Source organism: uncultured Pseudomonas sp., assembly GCF_913774235.1.
Classification (GTDB): Bacteria; Pseudomonadota; Gammaproteobacteria; order Pseudomonadales; family Pseudomonadaceae; genus Chryseomonas.
In genome coordinates this window covers 13,474-26,483 of record NZ_CAJYDW010000006.1, presented here as the reverse complement: position 1 = coordinate 26,483, position 13,010 = coordinate 13,474, and the positions used below count along the sequence as shown (strand labels likewise).

Here is a 13,010-nt window from a genome sequence, read left to right as displayed (position 1 = left end):
CCTCGTGTAGTCTCGTTCGCATACCCGGCTTATCGGCGTGATAGACCGAAACTTTAGCCATAGACCTGTGCGACGGTTCACATCCTTCGACAGGATGTTACGCAGAGGTTCAGGGTGCGGACGCTCCAAGGTACTCCTTTTGGCTCTGTGACTAAAGCGCTACCTCCACCTGACCTTGATCGACGACGCGTCCCCGGATCACCCGGTTCGAGCTAAGGTTGCGCACGCGGATCTCTTCGTCCTTGGCGCCATCAGTCAGGGCCTCGCCCTGCATGCGTATGCTGAAGGAGGCGCTGCGCGCATTGATGACCACCTGTTCACCCTTGCGGATCAGCTCGGGCTGCTCGAGGAAGGCTGGCGCGAGCACCTGATTGTTGACCACCTGGCGCTTGAGCTGGGTGCCTACCACCTGCTCCAGACTGGTGAGATAGCCTTGGGTCAGAATCCCGACATCCCGTTCCATTAGCGCCACATTCTGGTCGTCCAGCACCGCTCCCCGTAACAATGGCTGGACGGCGACCACCACGGGACGGTATAGCTTCACCTGTACCGGCACGAATACCGTCCAGGGGCTGCTGCCTTCGCAGCGAACCTTGATGTTGATTCGCCCCACCGGTGTGGGGGCACCCTGTTGTGACAGCGTCAGGGGTTTGTCACAGGCCGCGAGGCGCAGCCGTGGGTCCAGGGCATTGATCTGATTTTCGTGGCGGGCGTTGAAACCCGCTTCCAGCAAATATTCCTGTACACGTTCCTCAAGAAAACTTTCGACAGCGCCGATAAGTTCGTCAGATGAGGTGTAGTCGTCTTCTGCAAAGGCCTTTCCGCCCAGGCATGCCAGGATCAACAAGAGATTCGCTGCCCAACGGCTGAAGGTTTTCATAGGTCGGAAACACGTCGCTTCGGTCTTCATGATTTAACCTAAGCAAGCCCTGTGCCGAGTTTTCCGACCGGCTCGCGGCAACGAGAGGAGTCGCCAAATGGCTGGTGTATTGGACGCCGTCAACCAACGTACCCAACTGGTGGGCCAGAACCGCCTTGAACTGCTGCTGTTCCGCCTGGATGGCTCGCAGCTCTACGGCATCAACGTCTTCAAGGTGAAGGAGGTGCTGCAGTGCCCCAAACTCACCGTGATGCCGAAATCGAGTCCGGTCGTACGGGGCGTGGCCAGTATCCGCGGCGGCACCTTTCCGATCATCGACCTGGCCATGGCCACCGGTCGTCGTGGACTGGAAGACATCAACAACTGCTTCGTGATCATCACCGAATACAACACCAAGGTGCAGGGTTTCCTGGTGCGTTCGGTGGAACGGATCGTGAACATGAACTGGGAAGGCATCAACCCGCCGCCCAAGGGCACCGGTCGGGACCATTACCTGACCGCGGTGACCCGGGTCGACAACCAACTGGTCGAGATCATCGATGTGGAGAAGATCCTCTCCGAGGTGGCTCCGTCCGTGGAAACCGTCTCGGCTGGCGTGATCAGCGAGGTGGTGCAGGCCAAGGCGGTCACCAAGCGGGTGCTGATCGTCGACGACTCTTCGGTGGCGCGCAAGCAGGTGAGCCGCTGCCTGGAAACCGTCGGCGTGGAGGTCATAGCGCTCAACGATGGCCGGCAGGCGCTGAACTATCTGCAGACAATGGTCGGCGAGGGCAAGCGTCCGGAAGACGAATTGCTGATGATCATTTCCGACATCGAGATGCCGGAAATGGATGGCTACACCCTCACGGCGGAAATCCGTCATGATTCGCGGATGCAGAAAGTGCATATACTGCTGCATACCTCCTTGTCCGGTGTCTTCAACCAGGCGATGGTCAAGAAGGTCGGAGCGGACGACTTCCTGGCCAAGTTCCGCCCCGATGATCTCGCCTCCCGCGTGGTCGAGCGCATCAATGCGGTCGACAGTCACTAGGTGAAGGCGTCTTTATTCCGGTACCCAGAAGGCGGAGCGGCAGTGTCAGCAGTCAACGCGGATTTTGTGCTTTTTCGCGATTTCCTCGAGAAATCCAGCGGGATCCTGCTCGGCGACAACAAGCAGTACCTGGTCTCCAGTCGGCTGAACAAGCTGATGGAGACCGAGGGAATCAAGACGTTGTCTGAGTTGGTCCAGCGCATCCAGATGCAACCCCGCGGTGGTCTGCGGGAGAAGGTCATCGATGCGATGACGACCAACGAAACCCTCTGGTTCCGCGATACCTACCCCTTCGAGGTGCTGAAGAACCGTCTGCTGCCGGAACTGACCAAGAACACCTTCGGCCAGCGCCTGCGCGTCTGGTCGGCGGCCTGTTCCTCCGGGCAGGAGCCCTATTCGCTGTCCATGACCATGGATGAGTTCGAGCGCAGTGCCGCGGGGCAGGGGCGCGGGGGCATGCAGATCGTGGCGACCGATCTGTCGGGCGCCATCCTCACTGCGGCCAAGTCGGGCGAGTACGATTCGCTGGCCATCGGTCGAGGGCTTTCCCAGGAGCGATTGCAGCGTTATTTCGACGTCCTCCAGCCGGGGCGCTGGGCGGTCAAGCCGGCGATCCGCAGCCGCATCGAATTCCGCGCGCTGAACCTGCTCGACAGTTACGCCAGTCTCGGCAAGTTCGATATGGTGTTCTGCCGCAACGTGCTGATCTACTTCTCCGCCGACGTGAAGAAGGACATCCTCACGCGTATCCACGGCACCCTCAAGCCGGGTGGCTATCTGTTTCTCGGCGCGTCCGAAGCGCTCAATGGACTGCCGGATCTCTACCAGATGGTGCAGTGCAATCCGGGCATCATCTATAAGGCCAAGTGAGTCGGTCCAGGGGATGACAAGGCAGACTTCGGTCTGCCTTTCTTTTGCGCCAAAGTTTTGCCGCCCACTTCGTCCGCACCGGCAAAGACGGCGGAAAAACCTTGCCGCTTGCCGTCCTCCTTCCTGCCGCATCGGCGTAAACCCTTGATCTGGAAGGGTTAGAGAGTCTGGCACGGGGCTTGCTAAATCTTAGGCAAGCCACGTCAAAGGTCTCTCGACATGAGCATCAGTTTCGATAAGGCACTCGGGTTGCACGAGCAGGCGCTGAACTTCCGTTCGCAGCGCGCCGAGGTGTTGGGCAACAACATCGCCAACGCCGATACCCCCGGCTACAAGGCACGGGATCTGGATTTCAGTGCGGTGCTGGCGGAGCAGGCCGCCAAGGGGGCGTCTGGCGCCTCCGGCCACTATCAGCTGGAAACCACCAACAGCCGTCATATCGCCGCCGAGGGTTTCGATATGGGCATGGGTGATGCCGCGCTGAAGTACCGCATCCCGACCCAGCCCTCGGTGGACCAGAACACCGTGGATGCCCAGGTGGAGCAGGCCAACTACGCCGAGAACGCCATGAACTTCCAGGCCAGCTTCACCCTGCTCAATAGCAAGTTCAAGGGGCTGATGTCGGCCCTGCGCGGAGAATAGCCATGTCCCTGAGTTCGCTGTTCAACATCGCCGGTAGCGGGATGAGCGCCCAGAACGTTCGCCTCAATACCGTGGCCAGCAACATGGCCAATGCCGATTCCGTCTCCTCCAGCGTCGACCAGACCTACAAGGCGCGGCACCCGGTGTTCGCCACCCAGCTCAACGCCGCCCAGGGTGGCGCCTCGCTGTTCGACGATCAGGGCCAGGCCGGGGTCGGGGTGGAGGTGAAGGGGATCGTCGAGGACCCGAGCGAAGTGCAGAAGCGCTACGAGCCCAATCATCCCATGGCGGACAAGGACGGCTACGTCTACTACCCGAACGTGAACGTGGTGGAGGAGATGGCGGACATGATCTCGGCCAGCCGTGCCTTCCAGACCAATGCGGAAATGATGAATACCGCCAAACAGATGATGCAGAAGGTACTGACCCTCGGTCAGTAAGGAACCGGCGCCATGGCCATCAGCACTACCAATTCAACCGCCCAGTCGGTGCTCGACCAGTACTCGATCAACAAGACGAGTACCACCGGCGACAGCAGTGCCAGTACGACCAAGAAGACCAACCAGCTCGGCAAGGACGAGTTCCTCAAGCTGATGGTCGCCCAGATGAACAACCAGAATCCGCTGGAGCCCCAGGGCAATGGCGAGTTCATCGCGCAGCTGGCGCAATTCAGTACCGTCGAGGGCATCACCAACCTCAACACCAGCGTCAGTTCGATTCTGTCCGGCAGCCAGTCGTCCCAGGCGTTGCAGGCCTCGACCCTGGTCGGCCGCAAGGTGATCGTCGATACCGACAAGGTGAAGGTGGATACCAGTGCGGACTTCAAGGGCGCGATGAATCTGACGGCGTCGAGTTCCAACGTCTGGGTCAACGTCTACGACACCGCGGGTAGCCAGGTGAATCGGATCAACCTCGGCCAGCAGACCAGTGGCCTGGTGAATTTCACCTGGGATGGCACCGATGCCAACGGCAACAAGCTCGGCGCCGGGACCTATCGCTTCGAGGCCCAGGCCAGCATCGACGGCAAGACCGAGGCCATGAAAACCAGCCTGCCCGCCAATGTCGACAGCGTCACGCTTGGACAGAACGGCGGGGAAATGACGCTCAATCTTGCCGGCGTCGGCAGTATCGGCATCTCCAAAGTCCAGGCGGTCGGCCAGTAAGGCGCGGCGCGAGAGAGGAATCCAGCATGTCTTTCAATATCGGTTTGAGCGGCATCAAGGCCGCGTCCAGTGACCTCAACATCACCGGCAACAACATCGCCAACGCCAGTACCGTCGGCTTCAAGCAGTCGCGGGCGGAGTTCCAGGATCTCTACGCCGCCTCGGTGCTGGGGACCGGCAAGAATGCCCAGGGCAGCGGCGTGCTGCTCGGTAACGTCGGCCAACTGTTCAACCAGGGCACCATCGACTACACCCAGAACGCCCTGGACATGGGGGTCAACGGCAACGGCTTCTTCATGACCAGCAACAACGGTGCGATCCAGTACACCCGTGCGGGTTACTTCGGCACCGACAAGAACGGCTATATCGTCGACAACAACGGCTATCGACTGCAGGGCTATACCACCAACGCCCAGGGCCTGCTGCAGCCCGGCGTGCGTAGCGATCTGCGCATCGAGACCGCCAGCCAGGCGCCCAAGTCCACCACCCAGATCTCCCAGGCGTTCAACCTGAATTCGACCAGCACGCCGCCGACGCTGACACCCTTCGATCCCTCGGATCCGAAGACCTACAACTCCTCGACCTCGCTGAACATCTACGACAGTCAGGGCAACTCCCATGTCATGTCGCAGTACTTCATCAAGGCGCCGGCGCCCGCAACTAACCAGTGGTCGATGCAGGTGCTGATCGACGGCCGCAACCCGCTGGATCCCGGTATCGCCACCAAGACCGCCAACACTGCGGCGGCGGCTGCTGGTGCCACGGCGAACAGCGTCGCCACCGCGGTGAACAACATGGCCGGGGCGACGCCCCAGGTGAAGGCCATCGCCAACAACGCCGCGGCTGCGACCGGTGCTACCCCGGCTTCGGTGGCGGCGGCAGTGGCCGCCTATGGCACCCAGCCGCAGAGCTTCGGCGTGACCTTCGATGCGTCCGGCAAGCTGAGCACCGTGACGTCCTCGTCGGCGGGGGTCACCGTCGATCCGGCCACCAATATCATCACCTTCGCCACCGACCCTACCGGCTCCAGCGGCAGCGGCTGGATTCCGGCGGTATCCGACGGCAACAATCCCGCCAATTACAGTTGGAACGGCGCCCTCGGCAATACCGGCGGCTTCACCTTCGATCCGCGCGGCTCGACGCAATTTTCCACCGCCTTCGCGGTGAACAGCGTCAACCAGGACGGCTATACCACCGGCCAGCTGTCGGGTCTGGAGATCGATGACACCGGCCAGATCTTCGCCCGCTATACCAACGGTCAGTCCAAGGTGCAGGGGCAGGTGGTGCTGGCCAACTTCGCCAACGTTCAGGGCCTGACTCCCATGGGCAAGACCTCCTGGACCGAGTCCGCGGAATCCGGCCAGCCAGTGGTGGGGACGCCGCGCGCCGGCACCCTCGGTGCCCTGCAGTCCGGGGCACTGGAAGCGTCCAACGTGGACATCTCCACCGAGCTGGTCGACATGATCGTGGCGCAGCGCAACTATCAGGCGAACGCCAAGACCATCGAGACCGAGAACGCCATCACCCAGACGATCATCAACCTGCGTTGATGTCGTTTCTCTGACGGCGGCGTGACCAGCCGCCGGAAAAAGCCTCCCTCGGGAGGCTTTTTCTTTTTCAAGTGACTGTTTCAGAAGGGTTTTGGTTTTCTGGAACGGCGCTTGCTAAAGAACCTCCGAACGCACGTTTTGGCGGCAATCTGCCGCCGTCGGAGGATCAGATGGACAAGCTGCTGTACGTCGCCATGACCGGCGCCAGCCAGAACGAGATGGCCCAGCGCGCCCACGCCAACAACCTGGCCAACGTCTCGACCTCGGGATTTCGCAAGGACCTTGAGCAGGCGCGCTCGATGCAGGTGTTCGGCGAGACCATGCCGTCGCGCGTCTATTCCATGAGCGAGCGACCGGCGACGGACTTCACCCCTGGTGCGCTGCAGGAAACCGGGCGTGACCTGGACGTGGCCGTCCAGGGACCGGGCTTCGTCGCGGTCCAGGATCCCTCAGGCAAGGAGGCCTATGTGCGTACCTCCAGCCTGCAGATCGATGCCCTCGGCATGCTGCGCACCGGCAATGGTTTGCCGGTGCTCGGCAATGGCGGTCCCATCGCCGTGCCGCCGGCCTCCAAGGTGGAGATCGGCCAGGACGGCAGCATCACCATCCGCGGCTCGGGCCAGGCGGCCAACGCCCTGGCCCAGGTCGACCGGATCAAGCTGGTCAATCCCGATACCAAGCAGATGGAAAAGGGCCTCGATGGCCTGTTGCACATGAAGCAGGGGCAGGCCGCCCCGCCCATGGATGCCAACGTCTCCCTGGTGTCCGGCTTCGTCGAGTCGAGCAACGTCAATGCGGCCGAGGAGATGACCTCGATCCTGTCGCTATCCCGCCAGTTCGAGCTGCAAGTGAAGATGATGCGCAGCGCGGAAGACAACGACGCGGCCATGGCAAAGGTTTTGCAATTCTCCTGATAACGGCTAGCGCCGACGTAAAACCGGCACTTCGAGGAATACCATCATGATGTCGTCACTGTGGGTCGCCAAGACCGGTCTGTCCGCCCAGGACATGAACCTCACCACCATCTCCAACAACCTGGCCAACGTTTCCACCACGGGCTTCAAGCGCGACCGCGCCGAGTTCCAGGATCTGCTGTACCAGATCCGTCGCCAGCCGGGTGCCCAGTCCACCCAGGACAATCAACTGCCTTCCGGCCTGCAACTGGGTACCGGGGTGCGCATCGTCGGTACCCAGAAGAATTTCACCGAAGGTTCGCTGCAGACCACTGACCAGCCGCTGGATATGGCCATCAATGGCGATGGCTTCTTCCAGGTGACCATGCCCGATGGGACCATCAACTACACCCGTGACGGCACCTTCCACCTCAATGCCGATGGCCAGGTCGTCACTGCCAATGGCTTCCCGCTGCAGCCGGCCATCGTGCTGCCGGCCGACACCAAGACCTTCACCGTCGGTGAGGACGGCACCGTGTCCGTCACCACCGCCGGCCAGGCTGCGCCGACGGTCATCGGCAATCTGCAGATCGCCCAGTTCGTCAACCCGGGCGGTCTCCAGGCCGTGGGCCAGAACCTGTTCAGCGAGACCGCTTCCAGCGGCGCGCCCCAAGTGGGTACTCCGGGCTTGAACGGCCTCGGCACCGTACTGCAGAGCACCCTGGAAAACTCCAACGTGAGCACCGTCGAGGAGTTGGTGAACATGATCACCACCCAGCGCGCCTACGAGATGAATTCCAAGGTCATTTCCACCGCCGATCAGATGCTCGGCTTCGTTACCCAGCAGCTCTAAGCCCCTGTGAGGAAGCGCTCCATGAAACCTCTGTTCGCCGTCGCCCCGCTCCTGGGAGCGCTCGTACTCGCAGGATGCGTAGCCCCGGCTGCCAAGCCGGACGATCCCTATTACGCCCCCGTGCTGCCGCGTACCCCGGTACCGGCGGCGCAGAACAACGGTGCCATCTTCCAGTCTGGGTTCGAGCAGAATCTCTATACCGATCGCAAGGCTTTCCGTGTGGGTGACATCATCACCGTCACCCTGCAGGAGAAGACCCAGGCCAGCAAGAACGCCAGCTCCGACGTCGCCAAGAACAGCAAGGCGACCCTCGGGTTGACCTCGCTGTTCGGCGCCAAGCCGAAGATCCCCAACCCCCTGGCCGATGGCGATCTGAGCCTGGATGCCGGCTTCTCCGGTGCCCGCTCCAACACCGGCAAGTCCACGGCGGCCCAGGGCAACAGCCTGTCGGGCTCGTTGACCGTGACCATCGCCGAGGTGCTGCCCAACGGCATCCTGGTGGTGCGCGGCGAGAAGTGGCTGACGCTCAACACCGGCAACGAACTCATGCGCATCCAGGGCATGGTCCGCGCCGACGACATCGCCACCGACAACACCGTTTCCTCGACCCGCGTGGCCGATGCGCGGATCACCTACTCGGGGACCGGCGCCTTCGCCGACGCCAGCCAGCCGGGCTGGTTGAGCCAGTTCTTCGGCAGCCCGCTGATGCCCTTCTAAGGATGAGCGCCATGTTCAAGTCTCTCTTCGCCGCGGCGGCGCTGGTACTGGTGATGCCCCTGGCCCAGGCGGATCGTCTGAAGGACATCGCCAGCATCCAGGGTGTGCGGACCAACCAGTTGATCGGCTACGGCCTGGTGGTGGGCCTGCCGGGTACCGGCGACCAGACCACCCAGACCCCCTTCACCGTGCAGACCTTCAACAACATGCTGGCGCAGTTCGGCATCAAGGTGCCGCCGGGTACCACGGCGCAGTTGAAGAACGTCGCGGCGGTGTCCATCCATGCCGATCTGCCGGCCTTCGCCAAGCCCGGCCAGACCATCGACATCACCGTGTCTTCCATCGGTAACTCCAAGAGCCTGAGGGGCGGCAGCCTGCTGCTGTCGCCGCTGAAGGGGATCGACGGCCAGATCTATGCCGTCGCTCAGGGCAACCTGGTGGTGGGTGGCTTTGACGCCGAAGGTCGCGATGGCTCGAAGATTACCGTCAACGTTCCGTCGTCGGGTCGCATTCCCAATGGCGCCACCGTCGAGCGCCCGGTGCCGAGCGGCTTCGATCAGGGCAACAGCATCACGCTGGACCTCAATCGCAGCGACTTCACCACCGCCAAACGCATCGTCGACAAGATCAACGAAACTCTTGGCGCGGGTGTTGCATCTGCTCTCGATGCCGGGTCGATTCGCGTCACGGCGCCGGTGGATCCCAGCCAGCGCGTCGACTACATCTCGATCCTGGAAAACATGGAAGTGGACCCGGGGCAGGCGGTGGCCAAGGTCATCGTCAACTCCCGGACCGGGACCATCGTCATCGGTCAGAACGTCAAGGTCTCGCCGGCGGCGGTGACCCAGGGCAGCCTGACCGTGACCATCAGCGAAGACCCCCAGGTGAGCCAGCCCAATCCCTTGTCGGGTGGGCAGACGGTGGTGACTCCCCAGTCGACCGTCAAGGCCAAGCAGGAGGCCAAGCCGATGTTCAAGTTCGGTCCGGGGACTACCTTGGACGAGATCGTGAGGGCGGTGAATCAGGTGGGCGCAGCGCCCAGCGACCTGGTCGCCATTCTCGAAGCGTTGAAACAGGCCGGCGCCTTGCAGGCCGATCTGATCGTAATTTAAGGAGAGCGGGCGATGGAATCTCGTCTGGGTGGCAACTACGGCAACGTCAAGGATTCGGGGGCCTTCACCGACCTGAATCGGTTGGCCCAGATGAAGGGTAAGGATCGCGACAGCGCGGAAAACGTCAAGAAGGTCGCGGGCGAATTCGAGTCGCTGTTCCTGAACCAGATGCTCAAGTCCATGCGCAGTGCCAACCAGGCACTGGCGGACAAGGACAGCCCCTTTTCCAGCGAGACCACCAAGCAGTACCAGGACATGTACGACCAGCAGCTGGCCGTCTCCCTGTCGCGGGACGGCGGTGGCATCGGCCTGGCCAATGTCCTGGAGCGCCAGCTGAGCAAGACCGGCCAGCATTCCTCGCGGCCCAACCCCTTCGCCCAGGTCGGCCAGGCCGCGCCCACCGAAGGCCAATTGGCCGCCGGCCGCACCGCCACGCTCAACGAGGTCGGCAGTCGTGGTCTCACCCCGGCTGCCGCGGGCGCCGTCGCGTCCGGACGGGATGATTCCGCCGCCCTCAATACCCGCCGCCTGGCCCTGCCGGGCCGGGTGGCCGAGCGCATGGCCGCCAACATCGCCGGCGCCGCCGAGCAGGGGGCGGCGCTCAAGCAGAGCTTCCAGGACGTCGCGGCGGCGCAGAGTGCCTGGCGCCAGAACGCCAACCAGACGACCACCAAGACCGCCGCCGCCAGCGACGCCGTGGCGGGTGTCGACAGCGCTTCCGCGGCCACCGGCAAGACGCGCTTTCGCACCCGCCAGGAATTCGTCGACACCATGATGCCCATGGCCGAGGCCGCGGCGAAGCGCCTGGGCGTCGATCCCAAGTACCTGGTGGCCCAGGCCGCGCTGGAAACCGGTTGGGGCAAGCACATGGTCAAGCAGGCCGATGGCAGCAACAGCAACAACCTGTTCGGCATCAAGTCCCACGGCTGGGATGGCGGCAGCGCCACGGCCGTGACCCAGGAATTCGTCAACGGCAAGGCGGTGAAGGAGAGCGAGAAATTCCGTACCTACGACTCCTTCGCCGACAGCTTCCACGACTACGTGAATTTCCTGCAGAGCAACGACCGCTACGACAAGGCGCTGTCCACCAATGGCAACTCCGAGCGCTTCATGCAGGGCCTGCAGCAGGCGGGCTATGCCACCGATCCGCAGTACGCACGCAAGGTGATCCAGATCGCCCGCAACATGAACACCTACCAGACCGTCGCCTCCCTGGGCGGTCCGTCGTCGCGGGGCTGAGGAGTGACCCATGGCTGATCTACTTTCCATCGGTCTGTCGGGCCTGAGATCCACGCAGAATGCCCTGACGGTCACCGGTCACAACATCGCCAACGTCAATACCCCGGGGTATTCGCGGCAAGAGGCCATCCAGCAGACCAACATCGCCCAGTTCAGTGGATCGGGCTACATCGGCTCCGGTTCCCAGACGGTGGACGTGCGCCGGCTGGCCAGTGACTTCCTGACCAGCCAGGTGCGTACCGCCAACAGCCAGAACAGCGAGCTGCAGACCTTCAAGTCGCAGATCTCCCAGCTGGACGGATTGCTGTCGGACAGCACTACCGGCATCACGCCGGCCATGCAGAAGTTCTTCGCCACCCTGCAGACCGCCGCCCAGGATCCGTCCTCGGTACCGGCGCGCGAGGCGGTGCTGGCTCAGGCGCAGGGCCTGGCCAAGTCGTTCAACACCCTGTACGACCAGATCGACAAGCAGAACGGTCAGATCAACGACCAGCTCACGGCGCTCACCGGCCAGATCAATTCGCTGGCCAAGAGCGTCGGCAGCCTCAACGACGCCATCGCCAAGTCCAAGGCGGCAGGTGCTGCGCCCAACGACCTGATCGACTCCCGCGAGCAGGCCATCAAGCAGCTGTCCAGCCTGGTTGGCCTGCAGGTGGTCAGCCAGGACGACGGCTCGCTGAATCTCTTCGTCGGCACCGGCCAGCCGCTGGTGGTCGGCAGCAACGTCTCGTCGCTGAACGCCGGGCCGGGCAACGACGATCCGTCGCGCTACCAGATCACCCTCACCGCGGGCAGCACCTCACAGATCATCACCTCGCAGGTCAGCGGCGGCGAGATGGGCGGCCTGCTGTCCTATCGTGATACCGCCTTGGACCATGCCTACAACAGCCTCGGCCAGCTGGCGCTGACCCTGACCGATACCGTGAACAAGCAACTCGGCCAGGGCCTGGATCTGGCGGGCAATGCCGGTTCGCCCTTGTTCAGCGACGTCAACGGCGGTCAGAGTACCGGGCTGCGGGTCATGGGCCGCTCCACCAACTTCGGTTCGGCGGTCGCGACGCTGAGCATCACCGATACCTCCAAGCTCAATCCCAGCGACTATCGCCTGGACTTCGATGGCACCAATTTCAAGGCACTTCGCGTCAGCGACAGTACCAACATCACCGTCACCCGCAGTGGTACCGACCCGGTCACCCTGACCTTCGCCGATGCCAGTGGCACCGATCAGGGCTTCAAGGTGCAATTCACGGCGGCGGAGCTGGCCAAGGCCCAGGCGGGCGACGTCTTCAGTCTGCAACCCACTCGCCGTGGCGCAGCGCAGATGAGCGTCGACCTGGACCAGTCCAGCCAGCTCGGCTTCGCCGGCACGGCCAAGGCGTCCAGCACCACCAACAACCGTGGCACCGGCGCCATTACCCAGCCCGATCTCAAGAGCGCCCCCTCGCCGGTGAACACCGCTGACTTCGGCCGGCTGTTCGGTAGCTCGGGGTTGAAGCTGACCTTCGGTTCCGCTACCGGGACCCTGACCGGGACGCTGCCCACCGGCGCGACCCTGAGCTACGTGTCGCCGTCGACGACTGGCCTGACGTCGGGGCAGACCAACACGCTCCGCCTGCAGTACACCGATCCGACCACCAACAACAGCTACAGCTACGACTTCAACATCAGCGGTGTGCCGCAGGACGGTGACAGCTTCACCCTCGGCACCAACGACGGCGCCGTCTCCGACAACCGCAACGCCCTGAACCTGGTGGCGCTGCAGACCAAGAACACCATGGGTGGCTTCGGCACCACCGGCACCACCTACAACAACGCCTACGGCGGCCTGGTGGAGCGGGTCGGCACCCTGACCGCCCAGGTCCGCGTGGACTCCGCCGCCAGCGAGACCGTGCTCAAGCAGTCCGAAGACAACCGCGACTCCCTGTCCGCCGTGAACCTGGACGAAGAGGCGGCCAAGCTCGTCCAGTTCCAGCAGTACTACGGCGCCTCGGCGCAGGTCATCAAGATCGCCCAGTCGTTGTTCGACACCCTGATCGGCGCCTTCAGATAAGGAACCCGCCC

Annotated in this window: 13 protein-coding genes; 12 read left to right on the top strand and 1 reads right to left on the bottom strand. The window is 63.0% G+C overall.

Annotated elements, in window-relative coordinates:
• Window positions 1-151: 151 nt before the first annotated feature.
• The gene (gene flgA / locus QZ471_RS05250) at window positions 152-910 is read right to left on the bottom strand and encodes a flagellar basal body P-ring formation chaperone FlgA (protein WP_295461506.1); all 759 of its coding nucleotides are present in this window, start codon (window positions 908-910) and stop codon (window positions 152-154) included.
• 67 nt (window positions 911-977) lie between these two features.
• On the opposite strand from flgA, the gene QZ471_RS05245 reads away from it, so the two are divergent.
• From QZ471_RS05245 to flgK, 12 genes are all read left to right on the top strand, one after another.
• Window positions 978-1,910, top strand: a complete 933-nt coding sequence (locus tag QZ471_RS05245; RefSeq protein ID WP_295461504.1) for a chemotaxis protein CheV — start codon at window positions 978-980, stop codon at window positions 1,908-1,910.
• Between the two features lie 42 nt (window positions 1,911-1,952).
• Window positions 1,953-2,780: a protein-glutamate O-methyltransferase CheR gene (gene cheR / locus QZ471_RS05240; protein WP_295461502.1), complete on the top strand. Its 828-nt coding sequence runs from the start codon at window positions 1,953-1,955 to the stop codon at window positions 2,778-2,780.
• 219 nt (window positions 2,781-2,999) lie between these two features.
• On the top strand, window positions 3,000-3,422 hold the full coding sequence (gene flgB, locus QZ471_RS05235) for a flagellar basal body rod protein FlgB (protein WP_295461501.1): 423 nt from the start codon (window positions 3,000-3,002) through the stop codon (window positions 3,420-3,422).
• 2 nt (window positions 3,423-3,424) lie between these two features.
• On the top strand, window positions 3,425-3,862 hold the full coding sequence (gene flgC / locus QZ471_RS05230; RefSeq protein WP_295461499.1) for a flagellar basal body rod protein FlgC: 438 nt from the start codon (window positions 3,425-3,427) through the stop codon (window positions 3,860-3,862).
• A gap of 12 nt (window positions 3,863-3,874) precedes the next feature.
• The gene (gene flgD, locus QZ471_RS05225) at window positions 3,875-4,585 is read left to right on the top strand and encodes a flagellar hook assembly protein FlgD (RefSeq protein ID WP_295461497.1); all 711 of its coding nucleotides are present in this window, start codon (window positions 3,875-3,877) and stop codon (window positions 4,583-4,585) included.
• Between the two features lie 26 nt (window positions 4,586-4,611).
• Window positions 4,612-6,135, top strand: a complete 1,524-nt coding sequence (locus QZ471_RS05220) for a flagellar hook protein FlgE (RefSeq protein WP_295461495.1) — start codon at window positions 4,612-4,614, stop codon at window positions 6,133-6,135.
• Between the two features lie 170 nt (window positions 6,136-6,305).
• On the top strand, window positions 6,306-7,049 hold the full coding sequence (locus tag QZ471_RS05215; protein ID WP_295461494.1) for a flagellar basal body rod protein FlgF: 744 nt from the start codon (window positions 6,306-6,308) through the stop codon (window positions 7,047-7,049).
• Between the two features lie 46 nt (window positions 7,050-7,095).
• Window positions 7,096-7,881: a flagellar basal-body rod protein FlgG gene (gene flgG, locus QZ471_RS05210; RefSeq protein WP_295461492.1), complete on the top strand. Its 786-nt coding sequence runs from the start codon at window positions 7,096-7,098 to the stop codon at window positions 7,879-7,881.
• Between the two features lie 21 nt (window positions 7,882-7,902).
• Window positions 7,903-8,598 (top strand): flagellar basal body L-ring protein FlgH, encoded by a 696-nt coding sequence (flgH, locus tag QZ471_RS05205; RefSeq protein WP_295461490.1) that lies wholly within the window; start codon window positions 7,903-7,905, stop codon window positions 8,596-8,598.
• An 11-nt stretch (window positions 8,599-8,609) separates the two neighbouring features.
• Window positions 8,610-9,710 carry a flagellar basal body P-ring protein FlgI gene (locus QZ471_RS05200; RefSeq protein ID WP_295461489.1) on the top strand — a complete coding sequence of 367 codons (1,101 nt, stop codon included), beginning with the start codon at window positions 8,610-8,612 and terminating at the stop codon, window positions 9,708-9,710.
• 12 nt (window positions 9,711-9,722) lie between these two features.
• Window positions 9,723-10,949, top strand: coding sequence for a flagellar assembly peptidoglycan hydrolase FlgJ (flgJ, locus tag QZ471_RS05195; RefSeq protein WP_295461488.1), 1,227 nt, complete (start codon window positions 9,723-9,725; stop codon window positions 10,947-10,949).
• A gap of 10 nt (window positions 10,950-10,959) precedes the next feature.
• A complete protein-coding gene (gene flgK, locus QZ471_RS05190; RefSeq protein WP_295461486.1) occupies window positions 10,960-12,999 on the top strand; it encodes a flagellar hook-associated protein FlgK in 2,040 nt (679 codons plus the stop codon).
• Window positions 13,000-13,010 lie beyond the last annotated feature (11 nt).

What these genes read in the sequence shown, in the direction of transcription:
- flgH (WP_295461490.1), top strand. Translation starts at nt 7,903, where the DNA reads ATGAAACCTCTGTTCGCCGTCGCCCCGCTCCTGGGAGCGCTCGTACTC.
- flgA (WP_295461506.1), bottom strand. Translation starts at nt 910, where the DNA reads ATGAAGACCGAAGCGACGTGTTTCCGACCTATGAAAACCTTCAGCCGT.
- QZ471_RS05215 (WP_295461494.1), top strand. Translation starts at nt 6,306, where the DNA reads ATGGACAAGCTGCTGTACGTCGCCATGACCGGCGCCAGCCAGAACGAG.
- flgK (WP_295461486.1), top strand. Translation starts at nt 10,960, where the DNA reads ATGGCTGATCTACTTTCCATCGGTCTGTCGGGCCTGAGATCCACGCAG.
- flgJ (WP_295461488.1), top strand. Translation starts at nt 9,723, where the DNA reads ATGGAATCTCGTCTGGGTGGCAACTACGGCAACGTCAAGGATTCGGGG.
- flgG (WP_295461492.1), top strand. Translation starts at nt 7,096, where the DNA reads ATGATGTCGTCACTGTGGGTCGCCAAGACCGGTCTGTCCGCCCAGGAC.
- QZ471_RS05220 (WP_295461495.1), top strand. Translation starts at nt 4,612, where the DNA reads ATGTCTTTCAATATCGGTTTGAGCGGCATCAAGGCCGCGTCCAGTGAC.
- flgB (WP_295461501.1), top strand. Translation starts at nt 3,000, where the DNA reads ATGAGCATCAGTTTCGATAAGGCACTCGGGTTGCACGAGCAGGCGCTG.
- QZ471_RS05200 (WP_295461489.1), top strand. Translation starts at nt 8,610, where the DNA reads ATGTTCAAGTCTCTCTTCGCCGCGGCGGCGCTGGTACTGGTGATGCCC.
- flgD (WP_295461497.1), top strand. Translation starts at nt 3,875, where the DNA reads ATGGCCATCAGCACTACCAATTCAACCGCCCAGTCGGTGCTCGACCAG.
- QZ471_RS05245 (WP_295461504.1), top strand. Translation starts at nt 978, where the DNA reads ATGGCTGGTGTATTGGACGCCGTCAACCAACGTACCCAACTGGTGGGC.
- flgC (WP_295461499.1), top strand. Translation starts at nt 3,425, where the DNA reads ATGTCCCTGAGTTCGCTGTTCAACATCGCCGGTAGCGGGATGAGCGCC.